The 24,147-nt window shown below is 69.5% G+C and carries 28 protein-coding genes; 1 reads left to right on the top strand and 27 read right to left on the bottom strand.

What is annotated here, in order from left to right:
- Positions 1-82: 82 nt before the first annotated feature.
- From ACE3TA_RS00400 to ACE3TA_RS00280, 25 genes are all read right to left on the bottom strand, one after another.
- Positions 83-898, bottom strand: coding sequence for a DNA adenine methylase (locus tag ACE3TA_RS00400; RefSeq protein ID WP_374569703.1), 816 nt, complete (start codon positions 896-898; stop codon positions 83-85).
- A gap of 780 nt (positions 899-1,678) precedes the next feature.
- Positions 1,679-2,011 (bottom strand): DUF1353 domain-containing protein, encoded by a 333-nt coding sequence (locus tag ACE3TA_RS00395; RefSeq protein WP_374571084.1) that lies wholly within the window; start codon positions 2,009-2,011, stop codon positions 1,679-1,681.
- Between the two features lie 44 nt (positions 2,012-2,055).
- Positions 2,056-2,295 (bottom strand): hypothetical protein, encoded by a 240-nt coding sequence (locus tag ACE3TA_RS00390; RefSeq protein ID WP_374569702.1) that lies wholly within the window; start codon positions 2,293-2,295, stop codon positions 2,056-2,058.
- Positions 2,292-3,107 (bottom strand): hypothetical protein, encoded by an 816-nt coding sequence (locus ACE3TA_RS00385; RefSeq protein ID WP_374569701.1) that lies wholly within the window; start codon positions 3,105-3,107, stop codon positions 2,292-2,294. The genes ACE3TA_RS00390 and ACE3TA_RS00385 overlap by 4 nt, the downstream gene beginning before the upstream one ends.
- Position 3,108: 1 nt before the next feature.
- Positions 3,109-3,621, bottom strand: coding sequence for a hypothetical protein (locus ACE3TA_RS00380; RefSeq protein ID WP_374569700.1), 513 nt, complete (start codon positions 3,619-3,621; stop codon positions 3,109-3,111).
- 12 nt (positions 3,622-3,633) lie between these two features.
- A complete protein-coding gene (locus tag ACE3TA_RS00375) occupies positions 3,634-4,470 on the bottom strand; it encodes a hypothetical protein (protein ID WP_374569699.1) in 837 nt (278 codons plus the stop codon).
- A complete protein-coding gene (locus ACE3TA_RS00370; protein ID WP_374569698.1) occupies positions 4,470-4,622 on the bottom strand; it encodes a hypothetical protein in 153 nt (50 codons plus the stop codon). Before ACE3TA_RS00370 ends, ACE3TA_RS00375 begins: the two co-directional genes overlap by 1 nt.
- Positions 4,619-4,975: a hypothetical protein gene (locus ACE3TA_RS00365; protein ID WP_374569697.1), complete on the bottom strand. Its 357-nt coding sequence runs from the start codon at positions 4,973-4,975 to the stop codon at positions 4,619-4,621. The genes ACE3TA_RS00370 and ACE3TA_RS00365 overlap by 4 nt, the downstream gene beginning before the upstream one ends.
- Entirely contained in the window at positions 4,972-5,655 is a 684-nt protein-coding gene (locus ACE3TA_RS00360) for a hypothetical protein (RefSeq protein ID WP_374569696.1), read from the bottom strand. Before ACE3TA_RS00360 ends, ACE3TA_RS00365 begins: the two co-directional genes overlap by 4 nt.
- A gap of 7 nt (positions 5,656-5,662) precedes the next feature.
- Positions 5,663-6,286, bottom strand: a complete 624-nt coding sequence (locus ACE3TA_RS00355; protein WP_374569695.1) for a hypothetical protein — start codon at positions 6,284-6,286, stop codon at positions 5,663-5,665.
- On the bottom strand, positions 6,283-7,236 hold the full coding sequence (locus ACE3TA_RS00350; RefSeq protein ID WP_374569694.1) for a hypothetical protein: 954 nt from the start codon (positions 7,234-7,236) through the stop codon (positions 6,283-6,285). Before ACE3TA_RS00350 ends, ACE3TA_RS00355 begins: the two co-directional genes overlap by 4 nt.
- The gene (locus tag ACE3TA_RS00345) at positions 7,237-8,094 is read right to left on the bottom strand and encodes a hypothetical protein (protein ID WP_374569693.1); all 858 of its coding nucleotides are present in this window, start codon (positions 8,092-8,094) and stop codon (positions 7,237-7,239) included.
- 2 nt (positions 8,095-8,096) lie between these two features.
- Positions 8,097-9,623, bottom strand: a complete 1,527-nt coding sequence (locus ACE3TA_RS00340; RefSeq protein ID WP_374569692.1) for a hypothetical protein — start codon at positions 9,621-9,623, stop codon at positions 8,097-8,099.
- The gene (locus tag ACE3TA_RS00335; RefSeq protein WP_374569691.1) at positions 9,620-14,215 is read right to left on the bottom strand and encodes a tape measure protein; all 4,596 of its coding nucleotides are present in this window, start codon (positions 14,213-14,215) and stop codon (positions 9,620-9,622) included. Before ACE3TA_RS00335 ends, ACE3TA_RS00340 begins: the two co-directional genes overlap by 4 nt.
- Positions 14,212-14,589 carry a DUF1799 domain-containing protein gene (locus ACE3TA_RS00330; protein ID WP_374569689.1) on the bottom strand — a complete coding sequence of 126 codons (378 nt, stop codon included), beginning with the start codon at positions 14,587-14,589 and terminating at the stop codon, positions 14,212-14,214. The genes ACE3TA_RS00335 and ACE3TA_RS00330 overlap by 4 nt, the downstream gene beginning before the upstream one ends.
- A gap of 32 nt (positions 14,590-14,621) precedes the next feature.
- Entirely contained in the window at positions 14,622-14,963 is a 342-nt protein-coding gene (locus tag ACE3TA_RS00325) for a hypothetical protein (RefSeq protein ID WP_374569688.1), read from the bottom strand.
- Between the two features lie 93 nt (positions 14,964-15,056).
- Positions 15,057-15,989, bottom strand: coding sequence for a hypothetical protein (locus ACE3TA_RS00320; protein WP_374569687.1), 933 nt, complete (start codon positions 15,987-15,989; stop codon positions 15,057-15,059).
- A 4-nt stretch (positions 15,990-15,993) separates the two neighbouring features.
- A complete protein-coding gene (locus ACE3TA_RS00315; RefSeq protein WP_374569686.1) occupies positions 15,994-16,212 on the bottom strand; it encodes a hypothetical protein in 219 nt (72 codons plus the stop codon).
- A gap of 14 nt (positions 16,213-16,226) precedes the next feature.
- Entirely contained in the window at positions 16,227-16,667 is a 441-nt protein-coding gene (locus ACE3TA_RS00310) for a hypothetical protein (RefSeq protein ID WP_374569685.1), read from the bottom strand.
- On the bottom strand, positions 16,667-17,194 hold the full coding sequence (locus ACE3TA_RS00305) for a phage virion morphogenesis protein (RefSeq protein ID WP_374569684.1): 528 nt from the start codon (positions 17,192-17,194) through the stop codon (positions 16,667-16,669). The genes ACE3TA_RS00310 and ACE3TA_RS00305 overlap by 1 nt, the downstream gene beginning before the upstream one ends.
- Complete coding sequence (locus ACE3TA_RS00300; protein WP_374569683.1) at positions 17,194-17,634, bottom strand: phage protein Gp36 family protein; 441 nt, start codon at positions 17,632-17,634, stop codon at positions 17,194-17,196. Before ACE3TA_RS00300 ends, ACE3TA_RS00305 begins: the two co-directional genes overlap by 1 nt.
- 3 nt (positions 17,635-17,637) lie before the next feature.
- Positions 17,638-18,306 (bottom strand): hypothetical protein, encoded by a 669-nt coding sequence (locus ACE3TA_RS00295; RefSeq protein WP_374569682.1) that lies wholly within the window; start codon positions 18,304-18,306, stop codon positions 17,638-17,640.
- A gap of 3 nt (positions 18,307-18,309) precedes the next feature.
- Positions 18,310-19,245: a hypothetical protein gene (locus tag ACE3TA_RS00290; RefSeq protein WP_374569681.1), complete on the bottom strand. Its 936-nt coding sequence runs from the start codon at positions 19,243-19,245 to the stop codon at positions 18,310-18,312.
- A gap of 36 nt (positions 19,246-19,281) precedes the next feature.
- Positions 19,282-19,662, bottom strand: coding sequence for a capsid cement protein (locus tag ACE3TA_RS00285; protein WP_374569680.1), 381 nt, complete (start codon positions 19,660-19,662; stop codon positions 19,282-19,284).
- A 30-nt stretch (positions 19,663-19,692) separates the two neighbouring features.
- Positions 19,693-20,799 (bottom strand): hypothetical protein, encoded by a 1,107-nt coding sequence (locus tag ACE3TA_RS00280; protein ID WP_374569679.1) that lies wholly within the window; start codon positions 20,797-20,799, stop codon positions 19,693-19,695.
- A 124-nt stretch (positions 20,800-20,923) separates the two neighbouring features.
- Between ACE3TA_RS00280 and ACE3TA_RS00275 the strand changes: the two genes are divergently transcribed.
- Complete coding sequence (locus ACE3TA_RS00275; protein ID WP_374569678.1) at positions 20,924-21,106, top strand: hypothetical protein; 183 nt, start codon at positions 20,924-20,926, stop codon at positions 21,104-21,106.
- Between the two features lie 222 nt (positions 21,107-21,328).
- Here ACE3TA_RS00275 and ACE3TA_RS00270 read toward each other — a convergent pair whose 3' ends face one another.
- Together ACE3TA_RS00270 and ACE3TA_RS00265 are read right to left on the bottom strand one after the other, a co-directional pair.
- Entirely contained in the window at positions 21,329-22,645 is a 1,317-nt protein-coding gene (locus tag ACE3TA_RS00270; RefSeq protein ID WP_374569677.1) for a phage minor head protein, read from the bottom strand.
- A gap of 2 nt (positions 22,646-22,647) precedes the next feature.
- Positions 22,648-24,147, bottom strand: coding sequence for a DUF935 domain-containing protein (locus tag ACE3TA_RS00265; RefSeq protein WP_374569676.1), 1,500 nt, complete (start codon positions 24,145-24,147; stop codon positions 22,648-22,650).

The following is a 24,147-nucleotide window of genomic DNA, read 5'->3' as shown; positions in this document are numbered from 1 at the left end:
GTCGAGCCGGCGGGCAGGTTTCATGGACGGTCCTTCGAGGAGGTTTCCGCTCATTGTCAGCCCGCCAAGACCCACCTCACGGTTACGCCGACACTGGGCCGCAGATGATCACCTCGCCCGCCTTCTTCGCCCCCTGGCCAGCGAGCCCGTAGTGGGTCTCCACACCCCTGATCTCGAACCCGGCGAAGATCTCGCGCACCGTTGGATGGTCGTTCAACGACAGGATGAAGCGCCCTTGAAGGCCCTTCAATTTCGCCGCCATGGGCTCGAAATCCGCTGCCGAGAACATCCCCTCGCCGTAGTCGCCCTCGGAGCCGAAGTACGGCGGATCGAGGTAGAACAGGGTCTCATCCGTGTCGTAGCGGTCCAGGAAGGCCGCCCATGGCAGGCGCTCGATGACGACGCCGGCGAGCCGCTCGTGAAGGTCTTCCAGCATCGGCCCGACCTTGGTCACGTCGAACCGGCCGGGCCGGCCGGGGGAGACGCCGAAATGGCGTTGATCGACCCTGCCGCCAAACGCGGTCCGCTGCAGGTAGAGGAAGCGCGCCGCCCGCTCCAGGTCAGTCAGCGTGGCCGGATCGACGGCCGTGAGGCGCTCGAACTCGGCCCGCGTGGTGATCTGGAAGCGCAGCATGTCCAGGAACGCCACATAGTGCCGCTGCAGGATGCGGTAGAAGGTGGCCACCTCCCAGCTCCAGTCGTTGATCACCTCGGCGGCTGGTCTCCAGCGCCGGCGCAAGAATACTCCGCCCATGCCCACGAATGGCTCGGCGTAGGTGCGGTGAGGAATCTCTTCGATCAGCTGGACAAGGCGGCGAGCGAGGTAGCGCTTGCCGCCGATATAGGGCGACGCGGGCTTAGTGGGGGCCACGGGCGTGAACAGGGGACTCGACTCCATACAGGTTGTGGTCTCGATTGGCCCCGCCGGTCTGGCCGGTGGCGGGGCGGAAGGGGGCGTGCACCCCCCGGACGTGCGGGTTTACGGCCCGCGGCTCGGGGCGTTGGCGCGCCCCGGCCCCCGTCGATGAGACGGAGGCGGAGTTGGTAAAGCAGAGCGACATATTCGCTAACCGGGATGGTCGCGGGCGCCGCATCACTGAGCCGGAATACGAAAGCGACAAGAAGGTCGCACGCGCCGAACTCGCACGCCTCAACGACCAACTCTCGCGGCTGTATGCGAACCTGTCCGAGCTGAGGGCGGAACGCAGCCGGGCCGCAGGAAAGGCCGCCGCCCTCGACGAAGTCCAGCGCCTCGTCGTGTGGGATGCCGCCGCCGCTGCAGAAGAGGCCGAAGCTACAGCCGAGGTCGCCAAGGCGCTGAAGGAAAACGGTGCGCAAGTTGTCGATCTGGCACGCATCACAACCGAGGAGCAGACTTACTGGTTCCGCCGCTTCCACACCTCGCTGGCGATTGGCAACGGCGGTGCGTTCCTGGCGCTGGCCACCCACCTGCTCGACCCGGCGCTGACCGATCAGCTCGCCACGGATGCGGCCTGGACCCTGGCTGCGGTGGCACTCGGCGTCTGCCTGGCCGGCGCCATCCCATTCGCGCTGCACTTCTCCCGGAAACGCACCGCCTGGACCCTCGCTGCCGGTTCCGCCGGGCTGTTCGTGATCGGCCTCGCCGTCATGACATGGGGCGCATTTGGCCTGGCTGCCACGCGGAGTCAGCCGCCGCTCACGCATCCCGCCAGCTCCGCGCCCCAAACAGCCGCACCCCCGCCCACAGCAGCGCCCGCTTCCACGCCGGCACTCCCAGCACCGCCATCGCCTCCCGGAAAATCCGATCCGCCTCCCGCCTCGGGCGCTCGCGGGTGACGTAGAGCCGGTCGTGGATCACGGCCGCCTTACCGGCGTCGCCCAGCGGCGGCTCCAGGCTCCACAGGAACCACGGCAGGCTCGCGAAGTCAGTCTCGAAGCCGATGGGGACCTCGACCAGGTCGCCGGAGCCCAATGCCCCGACCTCATAGCGGAAGGCCGCCAGCAGGCGCGCCAGGGGCCGGCCGCGCACCTTCTGTTGGGTGATCTCCACCTCCAGGGGGCTCGTGAAGCTGCTCACCTGGCCACCTCGATCTCCAGGCTCAGCGCCGGGTCGCAGTGGCCGGTGATGTAGGCCACGTGGGCGGCGCGAAGGTAGGCGGCCGAGCGCTCGGGCCGGCCCCTGCGCAGCTCGTAGAGCGCCAATCCCGTGCAGGCGTACTGCGCCCGCGCCGACTCCGCGCGCTGGGCGTAGAACCCGCTCAGGACCAGCAGGAAGGCCGCGACGAGGAGCATGGCGCCGGCGAGCGGGTTCATCCGATGATCGCGCCCCAGGCCCTGGGCGTCGCGGCGGCGGCCAGCTGCGGCGCGGCCGCCTTGTAGGGGTGGCCGCCGGGAAGCGAGCCCTGCAGGCCCCACTTCCACGCCAGATAGCCTTCGAACGTCTCGATGTCGGCGTCGGCGATATAGCCGTCGATCAGGTGCAGCTCGGCGAAGTCGATGTCGGCCGTCCGCGACCAGTCCGACGAGCGGTTGCCGAGGGTGAACTCGTCGTTCCGCGCCTCGTAGATGCGGCCATATCCGGTGCCCTGGCCCTGCGACTTGATCCGGCCGCAGAACACCACCGTGAACGAGCTGGTGGGGTCATCGTTGCCGTCGTCGTAGTAGACGGCCTTGGCCGAGCCATTGAGCCTGAACATCCCGGTCGTCGACATGTCGATGCCGGTGCTGGGCACGCGCATGGTCGCGAACAGCTTGATCGGGAAGTCCGAGGACGTGGCCGCGATGTCCACGTAGACGCCGTTGTAGTTGAGGAGCGGCCTGTCGCCGGAATAGCCGTCGTAGTCGCAGGCGAAGGCGTCCAGCAGCGCCGCGGCGCCGTAGTGGCCCGAGGCGACCATCCCGCCGCCGCTCGGCAGGGCGATGGTCGGCATGTCCTGGAAGTTGGCGTTGGCGGCGGTGAGCGTGCCCCGCTTGGCGGCGGTGGCTTGCGCCAGGTGATAGCCGTTGCCCGACTTGTCCGCCCAGGCCGAGACCTTGCCGCTGACCTCGGTGATCGTCGCGCCGTCGGCGGCGTCATACCAGTGCTTGAGCGCTGAGCCGTAGCCGGCCGGTGTCCAGAGCGCCATCTCAGGTCTTCCGGACCTTCAAGCCCAACGTCACGAACTCCAGCGTGCTGGCGGAATCGACGTTGAAGGCCAGGACGTCGCCGGCCGCGATCGCGGTGGTCCACCCGGTCAGTGTGGTTGATTGAGCCTTCACGTCGTCGGAGATCGTGGGCTTGGCCGCGGCGGTGATGCTGGCGGCCGCCGTGAGCGGGGCGTTGGCGAAGGTGTCCTTCCAAACGTCGATGACGATCGAGCCGGCCTGCTCGCCGAGCAGGGTCCAGCCCAGGATCACGCAGGGAAAGTCGATCGGCAGGACGCCCTTGAAGCCCGGCGTGATCGCGGCGCCGCCACCGTCGAAGACGAAGGGGATCGTCACATAGGGGGTGTTCTTCAGGCTGACCGCCTGCACCACGCCAGCGCCGTCCCGCCAGAACAGCACGCCGTCGGCCTCGTTGATGGCCACCTCGCCGACATCCAGCGCCGCAGGCACGTTGCCCGGTGTCGCCGAGCGCTTCAGCTTGATGAGGTTGCCCATGCGCCGAGGTCCCTAGAAGGTCCCGCCGTCGAGGGTCACGCCGTCGATCGTGCCGCCGGTGATAGCCACCGCCGCCGCGTTCTGCGTGGCCATGGTGCCGAGGCCCATGTTGGTCCGCGCGCTGGCGATGTTGGGCAGGTCTGAGAGATTGCTGGTCTTGGTCAGCTTTCCCGCCAGAGAAGCGGTCACCGTGCCGGCGAAGTCCGCGTCATCACCGATCGCCGCCGCCAGCTCCTGCAGGGTGTCCAGGGCCTCGGGCGCCGCGCCCATCACAGCGGCCACAACGGCGTGCACGAACGCGGTGGAAGCCGCCTGGGTGTTGCTGGTGGCCGTCGCGGCCGTCGGCACCGTCGGCGTCCCGGTCATCACCGGCGAATTGGTCGGAGCGTAGCTCCCCAGCTCGCCCTGCACGTAGGCCGTGGTGGCGATCTTGGTGGAGTTGTCGGCCGCCGCCGGCGTCGGGGCGGTGGGGTTGCCCGTGAACGCCGGGCTCGCCTTTGGGGCCACCACGGCGAAGTCGACGGCGAACTCCGCCCCGGCCAGCACCAGACCCGTGCCGGCGGTGTAGGTCGCACCTTCGGCGATCGTGGTCCAAGCCACGTCGAAGTCATCGCCGCTCGATTTGACCAGGGCCTGCCCGACTCCACCGCCGACAGGCAGCAGCTTGGAGATGTTGAAGTTGTCGTTGGCGAACGTCTTGATCGAGGTCGCGTTGCCGGACCCGTCGTCGCCGAAGCCGACGTAGAAATAGCCGTCGACCATGTTGTAGGCGATCTCGCCGGTCTTCAGGGCGGCCGGCGCGCCGGCCGCCCCCGTGACCCGGCGCTTCACGCGCAGATCGGTGCTCATCAGAAATTGCCTCCGTCCAGGATGTCAGGTGCAGTCGCCGGACCAGGTGGGCCGGCCGGCCCAATGGGGCCTTCCAGGTTCTCGACGACCTCGATGGGCTCCTCGCCCGCTTCGACGCCCAGGTCGTCCAGGATGTAGACGTCGATCGTCATTGGCCGAGGCCCTTCACGCCGGTCGCGATGCCGCGGACCTGGCGGTAGCGGCCCTGCTCGTCGACCGCCTGAACCTCCAGGTCGTAGTCGCCGGCCGACAGACCATCGAGATCCGCCTGCGACAGCCGCAGGCCGACGACGTTGTCGGTGATCTGGATGCGGCCGTTGGCGACCGTCAGCTCCAGCGGCTCCGCCGGCGCGCTGGACGCGCCGCCCCGCTTGCGCAGCCAGGCTGAGCCCGAGGCGAGCGCCAGCGCCACGCGCGGGCTCTTGCCGGTCCAGAAGCGCACGTCCTTGGCCCATGGCTGGTCCAGCGGGATCTCGATCTTGCCGGCGATGCGCCCGATGCTCATTCCGGCCATCCGCTGAGGGGGTCGAAGGCGAGCACGCCCGCCCGGTCGTTGGCGGCCGCCAGCTCGCGCACCTGCGACTTCAGCGCGCCGCCGGCGAAGAGGATGGCCCCGTTGCGCGCCACCATGGCGGCGCAGACGGTCAGCACCTGGGCGGCCGTCGTCTGGATGTTCCAGTTGTCCTCGGCCCGCATCGCCATCACGGTCTCGGGCGCGCCGCCGGCGACGGCCGCCAGCGCCTGGCCGTTCAGAACGGTCCAGTTAGCCTGGTCGATCGCGCGCATCTGCAGCGATCGCGCGCCAGCCTCGATCTCGTTGCCGAAGTCGTCGATCGCCGTGGTGGCCGCGAAGTCGTGGACCAGGTCGAGCTGCTGGCGGCGGTCGCGCTCTGCGTCGATCTCGGCGATCTTGCCGTCCAACAGCTCGGCGATGGGGATGTCCTCGGTCAGCAGCTGCTCGATCGGCGCGCCGCCGATGACCACAAGCACCTTGCCCTTCTCGCGCTTGCCGACCACCGGCTCGCCCGCCGGCGTGATCACCTTCAGCCCGATCGCCGCCCTCTGCTGGGCTGAACTCAGAGCAAGCCAGTTGCGCGGATAGTTCCTTCCATCAGGGGCGGTGAAGGCGCCCCTGACCTCGAAGGCTGTGTTGGCGACGGTGTCGACGAAGGCGTAGCGGGGCATGGAGACCTCAGATCAGGAGTTCGTGGACGACGCCGTATGTCGTGCCGCTGCTGGACCCGCCCATGTGGATCGTCGCGTCGTCGACGTAGTCGGACGGGTCGAGCAGGTCGTAGAGAGCGAAGGGCGTGTTGTTGGAGTCCGGCGAACTGACAGTCTGGCGCTGCGTCCAAGGCGCGGGGAAGATCGGCTCCGCGGTGCCTCCGCTCGACCAGCCCAAGCCGACCAGGCCAACGCAGAAGAAGCTCTTTTCGAACCCAGCCAGCGTCGGGCCGGTGCCAGCGATCGAACCACTCGTCCGCTGAAGGGTCGAACGTGGCTCGCGATAGACGCCGAACACCCAGGGCGTGGCGGCGCACTGAACGACGTTCAACAGGTCGTCGATTTCGAGCCGCTTGACCGCCGCCTTCCCATTTCCCACCGGCGTTGAATAGAGCCATCCTCCGGCGCCCCCGGTGATCGTGGCCGTGCTTCGCACGCCGGCCACCACCAGGTCGCCAGGCTCGGCCGTCTCCGGGAAGGTGAGGATCGCGGAGTCGCCATTGCGACGCTTTCCACCGCCGAGATAGACCGGCGTCACGTCTTGCGGCGAGACCGCCCCCATGATCATCGCCATCGCCGACGGCAGCATCACTCGGCCCTCGAAAAATAGACGTCGAAGGTGTTCGCGGCCGGCGTATCGTCGGTGCAGAGCATGGCGACGGCGTCGCGGGCGTTGGGGCTGGTCGAGAGCAGCGGCGTGCCGGTGCGGCGGTGATTGTAGGCGCCGTCCCAGGCCACGGTGCGGTTGCCCGTCTCGTCCTGCCAAAGCTCGCCGTAGTACCAGCGGCCCTTCTGCCCGCCGGTGAACCGGTTGATCGTGCGGATGCCGGCGAGGATCACGTAGAAGTTGGGCTTCAGCGACAGGTCGTTGTCGATCACCGCAGCGTCGTCGACCTGCTGCAGGTCGAGCGAAGCCCCGAGTTGGCCAGGCGTGAGCGCCTTGGTCATGGACGCCAGGGCACGGGCCTCGGCGAGCGTGGCCGCCGGCACGTCGAAGGTGCGGTCTTCGGTGAAGTCGCCGCCGCCCGTCAGGAGGCCCGTCGTGGCGATCTCCCGCGCGCTGTTCACCGCGCCGGCGCCGGTGGCGGAAAGGCTGATGTGCCAGTTGTTGAAGGCGCCCTCGACGATCCCCTTGGCGGTCATGGCGATGGTCAGGTCGCCGGAGACGCCGTCGTAGGCCGTGACGATGCCTTCCATCCAGGTCGTGGCCGCCGCGCCGTCCACGGCGGCGCGCATGGCCATGCCCTGGGTGATCGACTTGCCGGCCTGAACCTCGAACGTCACCGACCCGGCGTCGGTGATCGTGCGGTTGCTGGTGCTGGTGCAGATCGTGCCCGGCGCATTGAGCGCCGTCAGCGCCGAGGCGGCGGCCGAGGCGGCGCTGGTCTTGGTGAAAGCCGAGAGGTTGATGATGTTGGCGAGGATTTTGAAGAAGCGGGTCAGATACCCGCCGTTGCCCAGGCCCGTGATCGGGTCGTTGCCCGAGCTGTAGGTCTCGCCGTCGCCGCCGAGCTCCTCCGGAAAGGTCACGCTGTCGACCATTCAGATCAGCTCCTTGATTTCGTGGGCGGCCTTGTGGACCGAGACGTAGGGGTTGGTGATGCGGTCGAGCTTGCCGAGCCGGCCGAGGAAAGAGCGCCGCTGGAAGTGGATCGTGTCGTCGGGGTTCCAGACGAAGACCACCTCCTTGGTGATCCCGGACGCGAGCTGCATCTCGAACACCTCGGCGAGCGCCTCGTCCTCCTCCAGCCAGTCGGTGTTGAACGCCGTCGACCGACGCTTCGTGCGCTCGTCGAAGTACTCAGCGCCGGAGAGCGCCTGGTCGATCTGGGAGACGTCCTCGACGCCGAGACCCGCGCCGAAGCTGAAGTTCGTGGTCCATTGGATCGCTGGGCCGAAGAACGGGCGGGCCAGCTCCACATAGCCGTCGAGGTTGGTCTGGTCGTCGAACTCCACCAGCCAGTACTGGTCGAAGCTGTCCTGCGACAGGATAATGATCTTCTCGCGCTTCAAGCTGGCCACCTGCTTGGCGGTGTAGCGGCGGTCCCACCAGTTCGGCGCGCCCCACGGGATCGTCCCGAACGGGTAGACGGTCGGCCACACGTCCAGCCAGCCGGTGTCGACGCCGATGGACGCGAAGTTCGACACGGGGCTGGAGCGCACGCGGACCTTGGCGTCGAGCGACAGGTTGTGGCCGACCAGGTCGATTACCCGGATCGTCGGGAACGGCCCGGCGTCGAAGACGAACTTGGTCGACGAGAGCGCAAGGTCGCGGCTGCGGGCGACGACGCCCAGCTGGCGGTCCTGCAGGTTGGCGAGCGGCAGCTCCTCCATCCAGAAGCCGTCCTGGACGACGCCGTCGTCCACCAGGTTGCCGTAGGCGAGAAGACCGTTCGCCATGGTCAGCCCCACACCGTCAGGATCACGCGGCGGCGGCCCAGCTCGGCGCGGATGCCGATCACGCGAAAGTCCTTGCCGGCCGACAGGCCGAAGCGATCCAGCTTCAGCCGCACCTCCTTCATCAGCTGCACGCCGTAGCGGCTGCGGACCTTCGGCTCGACGGTCACGTCATAGATCTCGCGGCGGCCCCTTTGCAGGGCCAGCAGACGGTCGGCCTCGGCCTGGGCGGCCGCCTCGTCGGCGAGGAGCGTGTCGATCGTCGCCTCGTCGGCGAGCAGGAACTGGTCCTTGACGGTCTCGTCCTCGGCGACGGCGCTGCGGTACTCCTGGGCGAGGTAGGCGCGGCGGTCGGCCGAGACCTCGCCGGCCACGTCGGTGTCCTGCACGGTCCAGATGCGCCCGTAGCGGACGGTCACCTTCCAGAGCGGCTGGCCGTTGTCGCGCGCGAGCCGGCGCTCCAGGCCCCGGATCGCGTCTCGGCCGAGGGTCACCACCGGCTCGCCGGCGGGCTCCTGCAACTGGCCCATGCGCAGCACGCCGTCGTCGTCGAAGGCGTAGTAGGCGCCGGCGCTGGCGGCGACCTGGTCCATCGCCTCCTGGAAGGTGGTCTCGCCCTCGATACGCAGGCCGACCACGCCCGGCGCGGCCAGGTCCAGCGCCTCGACATCGGCGGCCGAGACTTCCTCCGAAGACAGACCCGAGGCCAGCGCCAGGTGCTTCAGCACCTGGGCGGTGGTCCGCTCGGCCGCCGTCTCGCCCTCCACCGGGTCGGCCGTGATCTGCCCGGCCGCGGCGCCGCCCAGGCGGAAATAGCCCTCCGCCAGGCAGGTGTAGAAGTAGCCCGGCGTCAGCCCCGTGGCGGCGTTGAGGGCCGCGCCCGTGGCATAGTCCGCGCCCTTGGTCAGGGCGTCGCCCTTGTCATAGACCGCAGCGATGTCCGCCACCGGCCCGTCGTTGACCTGGAAGGTGAGCTTCGACGTGTTCACGCAGGGCGGCGCGATGTTCGGCGGCGCGCCGAACACCCGGCCTTTCAACTGGTCCTTCAGGTCGCTCGAAACGCCTTCGAGCCCGTCTGGAAGTACGTTCGAACCGGCGTAACGGTTGGTCAGGACGGCCTTGTCGAAGAGGTACTGCTTGTCCCGCAGACGGATCACCAGCTGGCTCAGGTCGCCCGTCACGCCCTCGGCCGTGCCCCGGAACAGGATCGGGAAGTCGGCCGGATAGGCGCCGCCGGCGTCGCCCTCGCGGATGGTCACCGGCCGGCCGCCGAAGCTGTAGTTCAGCCAGCGGTCGAAACGGCCGTCCACGTTGGTGACCGTGATCTCCCCGGCCTGCAGGCGGGTGCCGCCGCTCGTTCTCCCGTCGCCGTAGGCCGACAGCCCGATCTTGCCGGGGTCCGTCAGCGCCGCCTGGAAGGCGACATTGGCCGGCGTGTCGGTCGGCCGGGTGATGAAGTGGGCGGTCGACAGGTAGAGCGTCTCCACCGTGCCGGCGGCGTCGACGGCGGCCTGGGCTTCGATCAGGATCATGCCGCCGCTCCCAGCCTTGCGGCCGACGCGATCTCTTCGCTGAGATCGCGCAGCGCCGACAGGTTGGCGTTGGCCGCCAGGCCGCCCTGGCTGACCAGCGCCTGCAGGTGGACGATCACCATCTCCAGCAGCGCGTCGGTGCGCTGGCTGCTCGCGCCCGCGGTCACGACGACGCCCAGGCCGCGCGGACCCATGTAGAGCGGCATGATCGCCTCGGGGCCGGCCTCGGCCATCATGCCGATGTCGAAGGTCGTCGGCGTCGTGACGACCTGGTTGGTGAAGACCCCGCCCGAGGCGTAGTAGCGCGTGCCGTCCGCCACCTCGTACTGACCTTTCAGCAGCCAATGCTGGGTGACCGCCTCCTGGAGATCCTTGAACTCCTGAAGCGCCGTCCCGCCATAGTAGGCGGCGGCCAGGTCGGGGTTGTCGGCCGAGTACTTCTGCCAGTCGAACCACGAAGGCAGCTGCTGGCTCGTGTCGAGCACGCCGCCGGCGGCCTGGGCGTTGATCAGGTTCGCGATCGCATCCGGCAGCGCCAGGATGTTGTCGTTGATCTCGATGAGGGTCTTCAGGCTCTCCTTCTCGATCTCCAGCTGTTCGAGCAGGGCGTCCGCCTGGCTCTGGGCGATCTGCTCGGCCGCGGCCGTCGCGTTGCGCACGTCCTCCAGGTCGCGGAAGTAGCCGGCCGTGGAGGCGTAATAGGCCCGGCTCGCGTCCAGGAACTGCTGGCTGGTGGTCGGCAGGTTGGCCAGCGCCGTCTCGTCGCCGCCCAGCGCCGCCGCCTTGACCCGCTCGTACTCGGCCTTGGTCGCCTTGTACTGCTCTTCCGGCGACAGGCCGGCGGCCGTGCCGAGGTAGAGCCCCTTGCGATAGGAGGCGATGTCGTCGGCGTAGCGCTGCAGCTGGGCGGCGTGTTGGCTGAGGGCGGCGCTCTCGTTCTGCCACGCCGTCTGCAGGGCCTGCTGGGCGTCGGTCACGCCGGTGGTGAGCTGCTTCAGCGCGTCGTCGACCTGCAACTGCTTCAGCTCGTCGAGCTTGGTCAGCACGTCGCCGGACACAAGGCCCGCGTCGATCAGCTCCTGCGCCTGCGCCTTGAGGGCCTGGTAGCTGGACTCGATAGCGTCGAGCGCCTGCTTGCGCTCGAACGCGGCCGGGTCGGTGAGCTGCAGGATCGCGTCGTTGATGGTCTCGACGATCGAGCGGCCGTTGGCGATCTTGGTGGCGGCGTCCTCCAGGCTGGAGGATTGCAGCACCACCTGCTTCTCGGCCTCGGACAGGTCCGACGCCCCCGCCTGGATGGCGCGGATGATCGTCTCGCGAACGATGTCCGCGCCGAGCGCAGAGAGGTCGCTGTAGCCTTCCAGCTGGGCGCCCGTGGAGAAGCCGCCGCCGTCACCGCCGAAGTAGCCCTGGCTCAGCGCGCCGGTGTTCTTGCCCTGCACGTAGCCGACCGAAGTCGGCAGGTTGGAGACCTTCGACAGATCGAGCTTGAAGAGGTCGGCCGCCGCGTTGAGGCTGTCGACGATCGAGCCGGCCGCCTGGCTGATCTGGTTCAGCGGGCCGTTATCCAGCTGCTGCCCGCCCGTCACCGCGAACTGGCCGTTGACGATGCCGATGTCGGAACGGGCGTAGGGCCGCTGGTCGTCCTTGAACAGGCCGGCGAGCGCAATCCCCGCCAACGCGCCGATCGGGCCGAGCACTCCGCCCAGCGCGAACGCCGCGCCGCTTGAGCCGAACGCCCCGAGTGCACCCATCGACGCCGCGTCGATCAGTGCTGACCCCGCGACGCCTCCAAGCGCACCGCCGGCGAGGCTTGCGCCGGTGTCGATCAGGGGATTGCCCGAGCCTTGAACGCCCAACGCGGAGGCGAGGAGCGCACCCGTGCCAGCTGTTCCAAGGAGACCGCCGACGGTGGAGCCGATGCCGGGAATGTTCTTAGCTAATAGGCTGCCGATCAGCCCCGAGGAACTCGTACCGCCGCCAGCGTTGAGCAACCCGGCGAGCCCGCTCGATAGACCGCCAGCGCCGGAGATGCTGCCGACGACCGCGTTGATGATGATGTTGATCGGCTCGGCCAGCAGCGCGTCGTAGACGGCCTGGCGCAGCTTCTGCTCGGCGTAGTCCGCCACGTCGTCGAAGCTCAGGTGGCCCGTCTCGACGAACGCCTTGCGGAGATCTTCGCGCAGGCCGCCGATCGCCCGAGCGTTCTCGTAAGCGCCCTGTTCGACCTTCGCGCGCGCCTCCACCTCTGCTTCGACGATGTCGCGCCCGGCGGAAAGCAGCTCATTGCGAATGCGGAGCTTGCGCTCTTCGAGGTCCCGCTCCTGGTTGGTCAGCTGCAGGAGCCGCAGCTCCTCGGCCTGCTGGCGGTAGAAGTCGGCGTTGTCGTTGATCGCCTGAATCTGCGCGAGTTCGGTCGCCTTGTCCTGCAGCGCCTTGACCTGGTCGGCGGTGAGCGTGAGGCCAACCCGCTCGATCTGCTGGCGGATGTCCTCGGCCTGGTTGAAGCCGATCAGCGCGGTCTCGCCCTGGGCGATCGCCTGGGCGCGGCGCTGTTCATAGGCGATGGACCGATCCAGCTCCCGCGACGCCGATGCGACCCGCTCCGCCTTCTCGGCGACGATCGCCTGCCGCTCGGCGGCCTCGGCAGCGTCGATGGCGGCGGCCGTCTGCTCGCGTACCTTGCCGGTGAGCTCGTCAAGGCTCTGCACGCCCTGACGCTCGAGCACCTGCAGACCCGCTTCCTTGATCCGTAGGGCCTCAAGCGCCGCCTCGCCCTCAGCGGCCGCCTTTGTGCGGGCGGCGAACGCCTTTGCCTGCAGCGCAGCCTGGACCTGAATGTCATTCGCCGCGGCCAGGCGGCGCTCCGCTTCCCTGGCTTCGTCGGTCTTCTTGGCCCGCTGCCCGGCCGCTGCGGCGACGGCTTGGTGCTCCTCGACCTTGGCTTTCGCCGGCGGCGCCAGGACGAGCTGGATCGCCGCAGCGTCATTCGCGGCGGCTTGGCTCCTGAGCGCATCGACCTTCGCCAGGTCGTCCTTGTTGAGCTGCGCGAATGAGGCCGCCTTCTGTTGGTCGGTGCCGAAGAGCTGAATCCAGCCCGGCGTCGCCAACGCGGCGCGCCGATCCATGCGCTTCCCGATTTGGTCGATTTCAGACTGCAGCTTCGCCGAGTTCTCGCGCAGCGACTCCACTGCGGCCTGGCGCCGAGCGTCGGCGAGGCGGAAGGTTTCGTTGGCCAGTCCGCGCGTCGAGGTCGCGAGGTCGTCGGTCGGCGCGATGCTGTCAGAGACGTGCCGCGACCAATCACCGGCCTTGAGCCCGGCCTCCTCCATCAGACCGGCCGCATCGGCCATGACGCGGTTGTGCTCCTCCTGCGCCGCCGCAGAAGCACGCGCCTGCTCTTCCTGCTTCGCGAACGAGGCTTCGAGTTCGGCCACCGCTGCGACGCCGACACCAGCGACGATGGCGACCGGCCCGCCCAGCGCGCCCATGGCGGCCGACAGCACCCCAACGCCCTCGGCCGCGGCCACGGCCTTCGTGCCGATCTCGGCCAACGCCACGCCGGCGCGGAGTCCGATCAAGGCGCCGCCGGCGGCGACGACCAGATCGAGGTTGTCGGCGAGGAAGGCGAGCGCTCGGCCTCCCTGTCCGGCCAACTCACCCAGCTCATGGGCGAGGGCTCGCACCTCCTCAACAAGCTCCGCTTCCGTCAGGGAGCGATCGAGGTCCGTGAAGCCGTCGACCACGCCCGCGAGGAAGGCTTCGCCGCCGGCGGCCGAAAGGTCGTAGAGAGCCGTTTGAAGTTCGCCGATCGCGACCCGCGCGCGCCCGATGTCCGTGGTCAGATACTTCTCAACGGCCGGCCCGAACTCGGAGCGCAGCTCCGCCGCGAACTTCGGCAGAAAGTCGCTGGCCAGCATCTGGCCGGAGGCGATCATGTTGTTCAGCTCGGCCGTGCCGACACCCATCGCCCGCGCGGCGATGTTCATGGCGCCTGGAATCGCCTCCGCCAGTTGGCCTCGAATCTCCTCCATGGAGACGACGCCCTTTGAGGCGACTTGCGAGATCGCCTCAAGACCGCGGCTGATTTGCTCGTTGGAGCGGCCCATGGCGAGGCCGGTCTCCATGACGCCTCGCCAGATTTCGCGCGTCTTCTCGCCGGCCAGGGCGGTGCCGTTGGTGGCGCCGGCCAAGGACAGGAACGAACGTTGCGCCACGCGAAGGTCCAAACCGAGGCGGCCCGCCTCGTCTCGCAACCAACCAAGCTCGGCGCGGGCGCCCAACGCGCCGCCGGCGACGGCGCCCAGGCCGATCTCCACGCCCTTCGCCGCCACGGCTGCGTCGGTCATGTTGCGGAGCAGTTCCCGGAACCCGAGATAGCCCAACGCCACCTGCAGCGCGCGCATGGCGCGCTCCGCCGCCTTGCTGTTGTGCTCCAGCTTCTCGACGCCGGCGTTCGCGTCGTCCAGGCCACGCTTCGCGGCGCTCCCCTTGCGCCCCAAACCCTCAACCGCACCGCCCGCGTCGTTCGCGGCCTTCACCGCGCCTCGCGCGTCGCCTTCAAGGCGGAGCTTGGCGACCAGATCGTTCATCGCTCAAGCCGCCGGGCTTCGGCCCAGGCCTCCAGGCAGGCGGCTTCCAGGAACCGAAGCCGCCCAAAGTCGTCTGCGGTCAGTGCAAGGCCAGCGAGGCGAGCCGCCGGCTCGATCGAACCGTAGTCAAGTCCGACCCGCACCAGCTGCGCCTTGCTGTAGGTGCCGAGCGCAACGGTTCGCCATTGACTTGCGAGGACCATCAGCATCCGCACCGCTGGAACGTTCGAGGGATGAACGACGACTACTGGGTCGATCGCCTGCTGAGCCAGGCGCGCGCGGGTCTCGGCGATCGCCGTCTCGGGCGCGCCCATGGCGCGCATGTCCTCAAGGACCCGATCGACGTCGGCGGTGGTCCAGGAGACCTCGTCCACGCGGCCGAGGGCCCAGGCCCGCGCGGCCTCGGTCAGTTTTTTGGGACGACCCCGTGCTGGAACTCCTGCCACGCACGATAGATCGCGAGACGGACATACCCCCTCGCAGCCATGGCCGCCCGCATCGCGTCCGTCAGTTCGCCCTCGCCCTTGCCGAGCCCCACCATGAACGGGAAATCCTTGGGGGCGTCCGTCGCCTCGGCCTGCGGCGTTGGCGACGCCTCCGCTTCGTCCGAGGTGGCCAACTCTATTCGGAACCGGGCCATGAACACCTGTTCCTCGACGCCGCCCCCGTCCAGCGGAACGGCCACCTTCACGGGCCAGTCCGCCTCGAACGGCTGTTCGAGGGTCGCAAAGCTGAATTTGACGGTCATGGATCATCGGTCCTTCTGCGATCCGATCGGTGAAGACGAGCGGCGCGCGGGGCTTGGCCCCGCGCGCCGTTGGGATGGGCGGCGCGCGAGGCGTCAGGTCAGGACGATGGAGAGGTCGTCGTCGGTGTCGTACGCGCTGGGCACCAGTTCCGTGCCGAACTCGACGACGTCGTCGCCATTGTCGCGGCTATAGGTGGGCTCCACGACCTGCGTGCGTCCGTTGACCGTGGCGATCTTGCCGGGGGTGGACTCGTGGGTGACCGCGAAGACCTTCTTCGCCCCAGATTTCCAGGCGGTCTCCAGGTTGAGGACCGACGCAGGCGGCGTGGTCATCCGGCAGCGGCCGGTGAAGGCGCGCTTGCCGACCAGGTCGACGTTCTCCTGCTCGGGCACGTCGATGAACCGGACGTTGTCGGACTGGTCGAAGTTGAACTGCCGAATGCCGAGCCCGGTGACGCCGTCGAAGGTGAAGGCGGTGGTTCCCTGAGCCACGGGCCGCGCGTCATTCCAGTCGGTCCAGGTGGCGTCCGCCTGCACGAGAGCGGCGCCGTCGGCGACGTCTTGGTGCAGCCCGCGGCCATTGAAGATGAGCATCGGGCGAGCGCCAGCGTTCAGGTCCAGCCCCACACGGCCGCGCCAACCCAGCACCTTGTGCAGCCGGCGGTCATCGCGCCAGATGAGCGACATCGAGTCCCCGCCCTTGGGGTTGGGCACGAGCGCGTAGGTGACCGACGTATCCTCGACGATCGTCTCCGCCCAGCCGCAAGCCTTGAGCAGCTTGCCCCAGTTCGGCGCCACGCCGACCACGCCGGAGGCCGCGAGCGGCACCTTGAAGCCGATCTCGACGTGCTCGCCGTAGACATGGCTGGCCACCGGGCCGACGCCGGGCTTGGCCGGATCGGGCGCTACGCGCTGGCCCGTCAGCTTGAAGGAAACCTCTTCGGCCAGGATCGTATCGATCGCCGCCGCGACGGCGTCTGTCCCGTAGATGGTCTCTTTCTTCGCGAGCAGGAGCTGGCGGTCCATGGGCTCAGCCCTCCTTCGTTTCGGCCGGCGAGGTCGTCGCTGGCGCGGATTGACGTTCGGCGTCGATGACGGCCTGCACGTGGGCGGGGACCGGGAAGCCGGTCTTCTTCGTCGCCGCGGCGATCGCGCGCGCGGAGTCCGCGGTGAGCTTGAAGCGGCCGCGACCTTCGGCGATCGCGGCGGGCTTGGTCGGCTGTTCGGTGGGTTCGTCGGTGCGGCGCACGTGACGGGCCTTTCTCATTGCTGGTGCTCGTAGGTTTCCTGGAGGGCGAGGCGGAACTCGAGGAGCCAGAGCCAGCGGCCGCCGTCCCGGCTGAGCGAGTACTGAAGGAGCCGCCCGCCCGCGTACTCCACCGGCATGGACGCCCAGTCCGGCCCCCAGCCGCGCAGCGCGGCCTTGATCTGGCGGCGCGCGGGCATGAACAGAGAAAAGCCGGCCGGATAGGACAGGCCCATGGTCACGCCGAAGCGCCACACCTCGGCCTGGGTGACGCGCATGGCGGCTTCGCGGATCGGCACGGCCTGGTCGGCGAGAGGCGAGACCAGAGCGGTCACGCTGGCCGCCGAGAGCGCCAGCATCTCGAAGGCGGCCGCCGGGTTCATGCCGGTCTCGGCCTGGCCGACCAGGTCGCAGCGATCATCGATCCGCCGCGCGACCGTCTCGAAGAAGTCGTCCATCAGACGCCTCCCTGGAAGGTCGCGCCGGCGGCGCGAGCCAGGTGCTCGAAGGCGATATCCAGGATGGCCTGGTCGTCGGCGGACGAGAGGCCGACGTACGGCCGCGCCGGGATCTCGACGCTCTGGACGTTGACGAACTCTCCGGTGGCCAGATGAAAAGCCAGGCCGCCCGGCCCCTTGGCCGTGATGACGCCGCCGGTCTGATGCATGCCGGCGTAGGCGGCCGCGATGCCGCCGGCGCCGACCTCCACGGCGTCCGAGCCGTCCAGGACGTAGTGAACGCTGTCGCGCAGGTAGCCGCGGTCCACGAGCGTCGGCTGCCCCGTGACCATGGAGTGCAGCGAGCGCTGCCACGGCGTGCCGTCGGGCGCGATGTTCGTCTCGAAGCGGTCGAGCGTGGAGCTTTCCAGCTCCGCGCCGATGTCCTCCATCAGCGGGCGCAGGTCGCTCGTCGCGGCCAGCAGCGCGTCGATCGCCGGGCCGGCCGAGATGTCCTCGTAGGAGATGACGATCGCGACGCCGGTCATTAGCAGTCGCCCAGGAAGCCGCCGAGGCGGTCGGTGGTGAAGACCCGCGCCGGACCATCGTGCTGGACGCCGCCGGCCGTCTCGGCGGCGGGCACGTCCTCGCCGACGACGCCGCCGGCGAGCACCGCCACGCCGCGCGAAACATCCTTGGCCCAGGACCGCACGCGGTCGGCGGCGGCCTTCACATGGTCGCGGCCGTTGCGGTCCAGCGCCTCGCGCGCCAGGGCGATCGCCCCATCGCGCGCGGTCAGCGGCGCGGGGTCGAGCGGGGTTGCGTAGCGACTGGCGAAGTAGGTGTCGAGCGTCGCCGACGCCGTGTCCAGGGCGTCCTGGATGCGGACGTCGTCATAGCCCGTCTCGGGCTGGACCACCGGCGCGAGCGCCTTGGCCTCCGCCTCGCTGACGGCTGCGACGAACTGGTCGACGGTCGCGTAAGCCATGGATCAGGCCTTGGTCCCCTTCGTGCGCGACTTCCGGGGCGCGGGCGACTTGGCCCGCGCCCCCGTGCCGTCGCTCTTCGGGGCAGTATCGTTCGACGCGGGGGACGCCCCCGCGCCGTCCGCCGAGACGGTGTCTCCCGCCTCGGGCGCCCCCAGCTGAGCAGCGACGGCCGCATCCGACCCGGTCGCCTCCGCCTTGGGGGCCCCGGAATTCTGGGTGGACGCCGCCGCCGGGCCGTCAACGGCGGCGGCGTCCGAGGCCGCCTCTATGGCAGGAGCGACCTGTTCAATGGCGTCCCGGCGTTCGCGCGCGGCGCGCATCTGCAGGGCTTCCAGGCGCACGCCGAGACCATCGGGCACAGCGAACACGCCGGCCTGTTCGATGGCGTCGAGGAAGGTCTGCGGGTAGCCGGTCGGGCCGGCTTCGATCACATCGAGGGCCACCTCGAAGGCGGCGGCCAGACCTCCGACCGCCGCCTCGATGGCGGCCACGGCGTTGGCGATCTCGGCAGGCGTCCCGCCATCGCCATGAACCACCTCCGCCGTCCGGTTGCGCAGGCGCGCCTCAACCGCGGCGGCGAGTTCAGGGTGTTCGGCGAGGTCGATGACCTCGCCGACCTCGAAGCGCTTGCCGCTATGGCGAAGCGCGATGGCGACGACCCGCACGCGCATGGATCAGGCCACCGCGTCCTGGAAGAAGTAGCCGCAGCTGGTCGCGACGATCAGCTCTTTCAGCTCCTCCTCGACCTGGACCCGCTGCGAGCCGCCGATGCCGATCTTGGGCTCGGGGATGACTCGGGTCGCCCGGCGCTGGCCCTTGGGCACGGTCATGCCGAAGGTCAGGCCGCGCTCGTTGTTGGCGAGCGGGTTGATGTAGAGCAGCGAGGCGTGCTTGCCCCAGGTGCGCGACAGGACGGCGGCCTGGCCCTTCTTGGCGGTGTTCACACGAGCCTTGCCGACGATGACCCGGTTGATCTCCAGGCGGTCGGCCAGGTCTTCCTTGCGCGCCTTGCCGATCGTCGAGGCCGAGCCATAGAGCGCCGAGATGATCTTCGGGTGGGTGGCCAGCTTGTTCCACACCGGCTGGCCGAAGACCGCCATGTTCGGCCGCATCAGCGGCACGTCGAGGGCGTCCCAGAGGTCCTGGAACGGATCGGAGTTGTCGAAGTCCGACCACTGATCGGTGCCGGCCAGCTGCACCTTGTTGCCGGCGGCGTAGGTGCCCGCGGCGAAGACCAGGTTGGACACGCGGACTTCCCGCGCGAGCACCATCAGGTCGGTGACCGTCTCGGTCGCATGGGCCAGCGGATCGTAGCCCTCCGGCGCATTGGTCACGTCGTCGTTCGGGACCAGGTCCGAGAGGGCGTAGGGCGCCGTCTTGGCGGTCTCTTCGGTCGCGGTCACCTCGATGGTGTTGGCTTCCGAGCGGCGGCCGATCGCCGTGTCCGGCACGGTCAGCGCCTCTTCGACCGGGTACTCGTAGTAGGTGAACTCCTTCTTCGCCACGGGCGTGGCGAGGGGCAGCACCTGGTCGGCGATCATCTCCTCGTTTTTGTAAGCGAGGGCGATCCCCGTGTAGGTCGGGTGGATCGGAAAAGGCGCGTCGGCCATGGGCGTCAGGGTCCTAGTGTGGTTGTCGGGTCAGGGTTACGCGGGCGTGGTCTTCGACCCCGGCGCGGCCAGGTACTCGGCCACGTCGCCGGCGACGTACGAGCCCATCGCGACACCCGCGGTGCGGCACGTCGCACCGGCGGCCGGCGCGGCGGCGACCGCCTTGCCGTTGGCGTCCGAGGTGAGTTCGTCGCCCCGCGTGATGTTGCCGCCGGCCTCGACCTCCAGCTCGGCGCCGAGGACGTAGACCTCGACGCGGTCGCCCTGGGCGGCGGCGCCCAGGCTGTCGGAGACACCGATGATCGCATCAGTGGCCGCCGTGGCCTGGATGACGGTTCGGTCGGCGCTGAACTTGACGTACCGGCGCGGAGCGATCGCGGCGCCGGCGGTCAGCGGGATGGCGGGGAGCGTGCGCATGAGCGTTTAGGGTCCTCTTGGGAGCTGAAGTCAGCGGCCGAGGCGGGCGGCCGCCTGGGAATAGGAAAGGTGCTCGCCGCGGCCGGCCGCCTCTGCGCGGATCTCCTCGATCCGGCTGGCGATCTGCGGCGCGGCGTCCGCGCTCGTGGCGTCGAAGCCGTCGCCGGCCGAGACCTCGGCGAAGGCGATGGACGTTCCCAGGCCGTCGAGCAGCCCGCGCAGCTCGGCGCGCGGATCGGCGTCCGCCTCGGCGAAGGCGACGGTTTGGTCGCCCCCAAGCCGCGCGAAGATGGCGGCGACACGGTCGCGCTGAGCCGGCGGCAAGCGGCCGGCGGCGACCAGGCCGTCGAGGTAGGCGGCGTCTTCAGCGCGGGCGTCGGTGCGGGCCGTCTCGGCGAAGGCGGCCTCTCGCTGGGCGACGGTGGCCTCACGGGCCTGCAGGGCGGCCTCGCGTTCGGCGAGGCGGTCGTCTGCGGCGGCGCCCTCGACCGTGTCCGCGCCGGCGGCGCCCTGGACGGTGCCGGCGTCATCCGAGGCGGCGATGCTCTCGGCGCCGGCTTCGGCGAAGGCCGGGCGGTCCTCCTCGCGCTCGATGTTGTCGATCGCGTAGGAGGGGATAACCCGGTCGGCCTCTTCCAGGCTGAACTTCTCGATGAAGAAGTCGCGGATGCCCCGCAGCACGTCCTTCACCCAGAAGCCGTCCGCCGAGCCGAAGGCCACGAACTCGCCCGCTCCGGCGGCGAACGCCGGCTGCAGGCCCTTCACCGCCGGCGGCGTGGCGCCCAGGTAGCCGACGTGGCGCAGATACCAGCTGCCGGGCTTGGGGTTGGCCGCGTCCTGCGGAGCGTAGAAGGCGGCGGAGACGTAGCGGTATCGGCCGGCGTCGACGCCCTCGGCGAACGCCTGGTCCACGCGCTCGGTCTCGGCGACCAGGTGGCCGTCCTGGACCGAGAGGCCCTTCACCCAGCCCCAGGCGGGATCGTCGGTCTTCGGGTGGCCGAGCACGATCGGCGCGGCCTGCAGCGACGGGTCGTAGCCGGCGGCGATCGCGGCGACGTCGGCCTCGGAGAACTCGTAGAACCGGCCGTCGATGGCGCGGTGCTTGCCGGCTTTGAAGGCCTGGATGGTGTCGAGCATGAACGTGACGACTCTTCGGACGGGTCCGCGGTCGCCTCTGGACGACCGCCGTGTTGAGCGTCACTGTGGATTGCGTCAGGCGGGCCGTAGCCCCTGACAGTTGTCAGGCGCTGGGGAGGGATCGATGGCGAAGTTCGTGAAGTGCAACGGCGCATCCGGCCCCATCTATGTGAACCCGGAGCTAGTCATTGCGGTCGAAGACCGAGGCAACGGGTGTGCTGTGATCATTGGTGCCCAGGCGGAGGCACCTCAGCGCATCTACCTCAAGGACCCCGTGGAATTCGTCGTGGCCGCGCTTAGCTCGTAGTTTCAAACGCGCTTCGAACGCCTTCAAAGGGGGCAGGACGGCCGAGAGGGGGTCGCCTCGCGCCACAGAGGCGGAGCGCCGCTCCTGGGGCTCCTGAGCGCCCTGGCGGCCCAGTTGAAATCGAAACCCCCGGAGCGCATATTGAGGATGCGCTGTCGCCCCCGGCGACGGGCTCCAGAGCAGCGCCAACGAGGCCCGGCGGTCGCCCCGCGCGGGCCTCTTTCATTTTCGCCTGTAGACAAGCGTGCCGATCCGGAAGCCCTGGCTGGTCGCCGCCTCCTGGGTGCGGGGCTTTCCGCGCTTGCCCGGCCCGAAGGCCGTCGTCCCCATCCAGACGCCGCGCTGGGCGCCCTCATGAAAGGCGAGCACGAAAAGCTGGCGGCCGACGTCCTGCGTCGCGTCGAAGGCCGCGATGAAGGTGCGGACCATGACCGAGGTCCCATCATCCCGTTGCTGCAGCGACATCCAGATCTCGTCCGGGTCGCGCAGCGTCGCGCCGAAGATCTCCGCCAGCTCGGCGCGGGAGCCCAGGCCGGGCTTCGAGCCGATCGGCTCGCCGGCCTGGTCGTGCTGCTCGAACATGCGCCGACCGACCACCAGCGGAACCTGGGCGCGGTCGATGAAGACCTCGCCCTCGCCCTTGCCGATCACCTTCGACATGGCTTCGAAGACGGCCACCGGATCGGCCGCGAGGTCCGGCCGCACCTTCACGTCCGCCGGCAGCGGTCGAGCCACGCGAAGCGGCGGGAGCGCGCGCGGCTGGCGATCGCCCTGGACATAGCCGCGCTGGGGTTCGGGCATGAGGGGCGGCGCCAGGCCGGAGAGGCGCGCCTGGCCGACGTTGTAGTCGAAGCCCTTGTCGATCCCCTTCGGGACCATCGTCGTTTCGCCAGTGCGCTTGTTGGTCCAGGGAACCTGGTCGTAGACGCCGCGGCGCTTCAGCTCGTCTTCGCTGGTGACCTGCGCCTGGCGCGCCGAGGTGGTGTAGCACTTACAGCCCCAGCCGTTCGGCGTGTAGTGCGTGCGCCAGAAGGCATGCGTCCAGGGCAGCGTGATCCCGTCCCACGCCTGGTGCTGCTCGCGCGGGTGCTCCTGCGGGGTGTGGTGATAGACGCCGAACGGCCGCGTCTTCGCCGAGCGCATGAAGCGCTCCCAGCGACCGGCCGAGTGCGCCATGCGCATGTTCGTGTCGAAGATCACCCGCAGCCGGCGCGGCGTGCCCAACGTGACCAGGCGTTCCTCGCCCGTCGCCGGGTCGACCATCCGCTTCTTCCCCCACCAGCCCCTGGCCTGGAGCATCGGCGTCAGCTCCTGGATGAAGCGCTCGCTGGTCCAGCCGTCGCGCAGCGCCGCGGTCAGGCCCCCATGGATGTCGGCCAGGAGGTCGGCCTGCATCGCCTTGGCGACGACGAAGCTGTTCAGGTGCTCCTCGCGCCAGACGTCGCGCCAGTCGAACGAGAAGCGCCCGCCGACCGACTTGCGCTCCAGGTAGTCGACGGCCTCGGCCGGCGTGCGGGGTTCGAAGACCAGCTCGGGCATGCTCAGCCCTCGGCCGCCTGGTCGCCGGCCTCCCGATCGGAAGGCGCGAGCCCGCCCTCGCCGGCGAGACGCGCCTGGAAGACGGCGCGGGCGATCGCCTCCACGCCCGGCGCGGGCTCGGCGAACAGGGCGGCCAGACGCTCGGCGGCGACCTCAAGGGAGGGCGCGCTGCGGACCAGCTCCGTCACGCGATCGACGACCGGCGCGACGAGCGGCTCCCAGTCCAGGCCCTCGACGAACGCCTCGATCGGATCGCCGGCGGCCGCCTCCGCGAAGGCAGGGTCCAACGGCGGTCCCCCGTTGTGGCCGAGCTGTTCCGGCGCGGCTGGCGACGCCGCCTTCTTGCGCCATCCCGGAAAGCGGGCCGCGAGGGTGACCTCGTCCGGCTCGTAGCCGGCGCTGTCCATGGTCCTCAGCTCCTCCGCGCCTTCCTTGCGCAGCTTCGACGCCCGCTCCGCGTCCTCGGGGCTGGGCCGGCGCAGGATGGGGATCGCCGCGCCGGGGAAGTTCCACTCGGTCAGCCACCGCGCTGGGCCCTGCTGGAAGCTCTCGCACAGCTCTTCGACGTCGGCGTCGGTCAGCTCCTCGCGCACGTCGAAGTGCACCTGGCCCTGGGCGAGCGACGCGCCGTCGTCGGTGGTCATTGTCTGGCCGAGGACGATCTTCGAGATCTCGCCGGCCATCAACCTCTGGAAGGTCGCCTGGTCGACGGTGCCGCGGGTGGCCTCCAGCAGCTCCAGCAGCGTGCCGGCCGGCTTGATCACCGCGCCGTCGATCCGGATCGCCATGGCCGCAGCGAGCAGCTTGCGCTGGTCCTCCAGCGACGTGCCCGGCTCGTAGGTTCCAACGGCGGTGGGAGAGCCGAACTTCTCAAGGGCGCGCAGCCAGAAGGCCAGGCCGTTCTTCTTGAAGTAGACCGGCCAGTAGAGGTGGTGCGCCAGGCCGAGGCCGTACGGATCGTCGTCGTTGTCCGCACCGGACGACATGACCCAGAACTTGCGCGCGGGCAGCTGCTCGCCGTCGAACGCCGCGGCGCGGGTGAGCAGGCGCAGTTCGCCCTTGGGCGTGAACCGGAAGCGCCAGGGCGTGCGGACCTTCACGGTGTCCAGCCAGACCTTGCCGTCGCGGATCGCCCACATGCACTCGCCGACGCTGAAGCCGTAGAAGAAGCCCCAGCTCATGCCCTTGGTCGCACGGTCGTAGGCGATGGCTTCCAGGTTCGCCTGCAGCTGCTTGGCGGCCGCCACGCTCTTGGCGTCCTTCGCTCCCGGCTCGACGACGAGCGGGCGGGAGATGATCGCCAGCCGGCGCTGCTGGAAGGTGGAGTGCACCTGGCCGTCGCGGCGGATCTCGCGATAGGCCTCCCAGCGGGAGCCGAGGCTCCGAAGCACGCTGTCGCTGGGATCGAGGAGCGGCCCGAAGTACGGCCGGGTGATGTCCCGCCCGTCGGCCGAGGTCGCGATCTCGTTCAGGTCGGGCTTCGTGGGCGTGTCGTCGGCCAT

Source organism: Phenylobacterium sp., from assembly GCF_041916435.1.
Taxonomy (GTDB): domain Bacteria; phylum Pseudomonadota; class Alphaproteobacteria; order Caulobacterales; family Caulobacteraceae; genus Phenylobacterium.
Note: the sequence above shows the minus strand (reverse complement) of the source record. Positions and strands in the feature narration are given on the sequence as shown.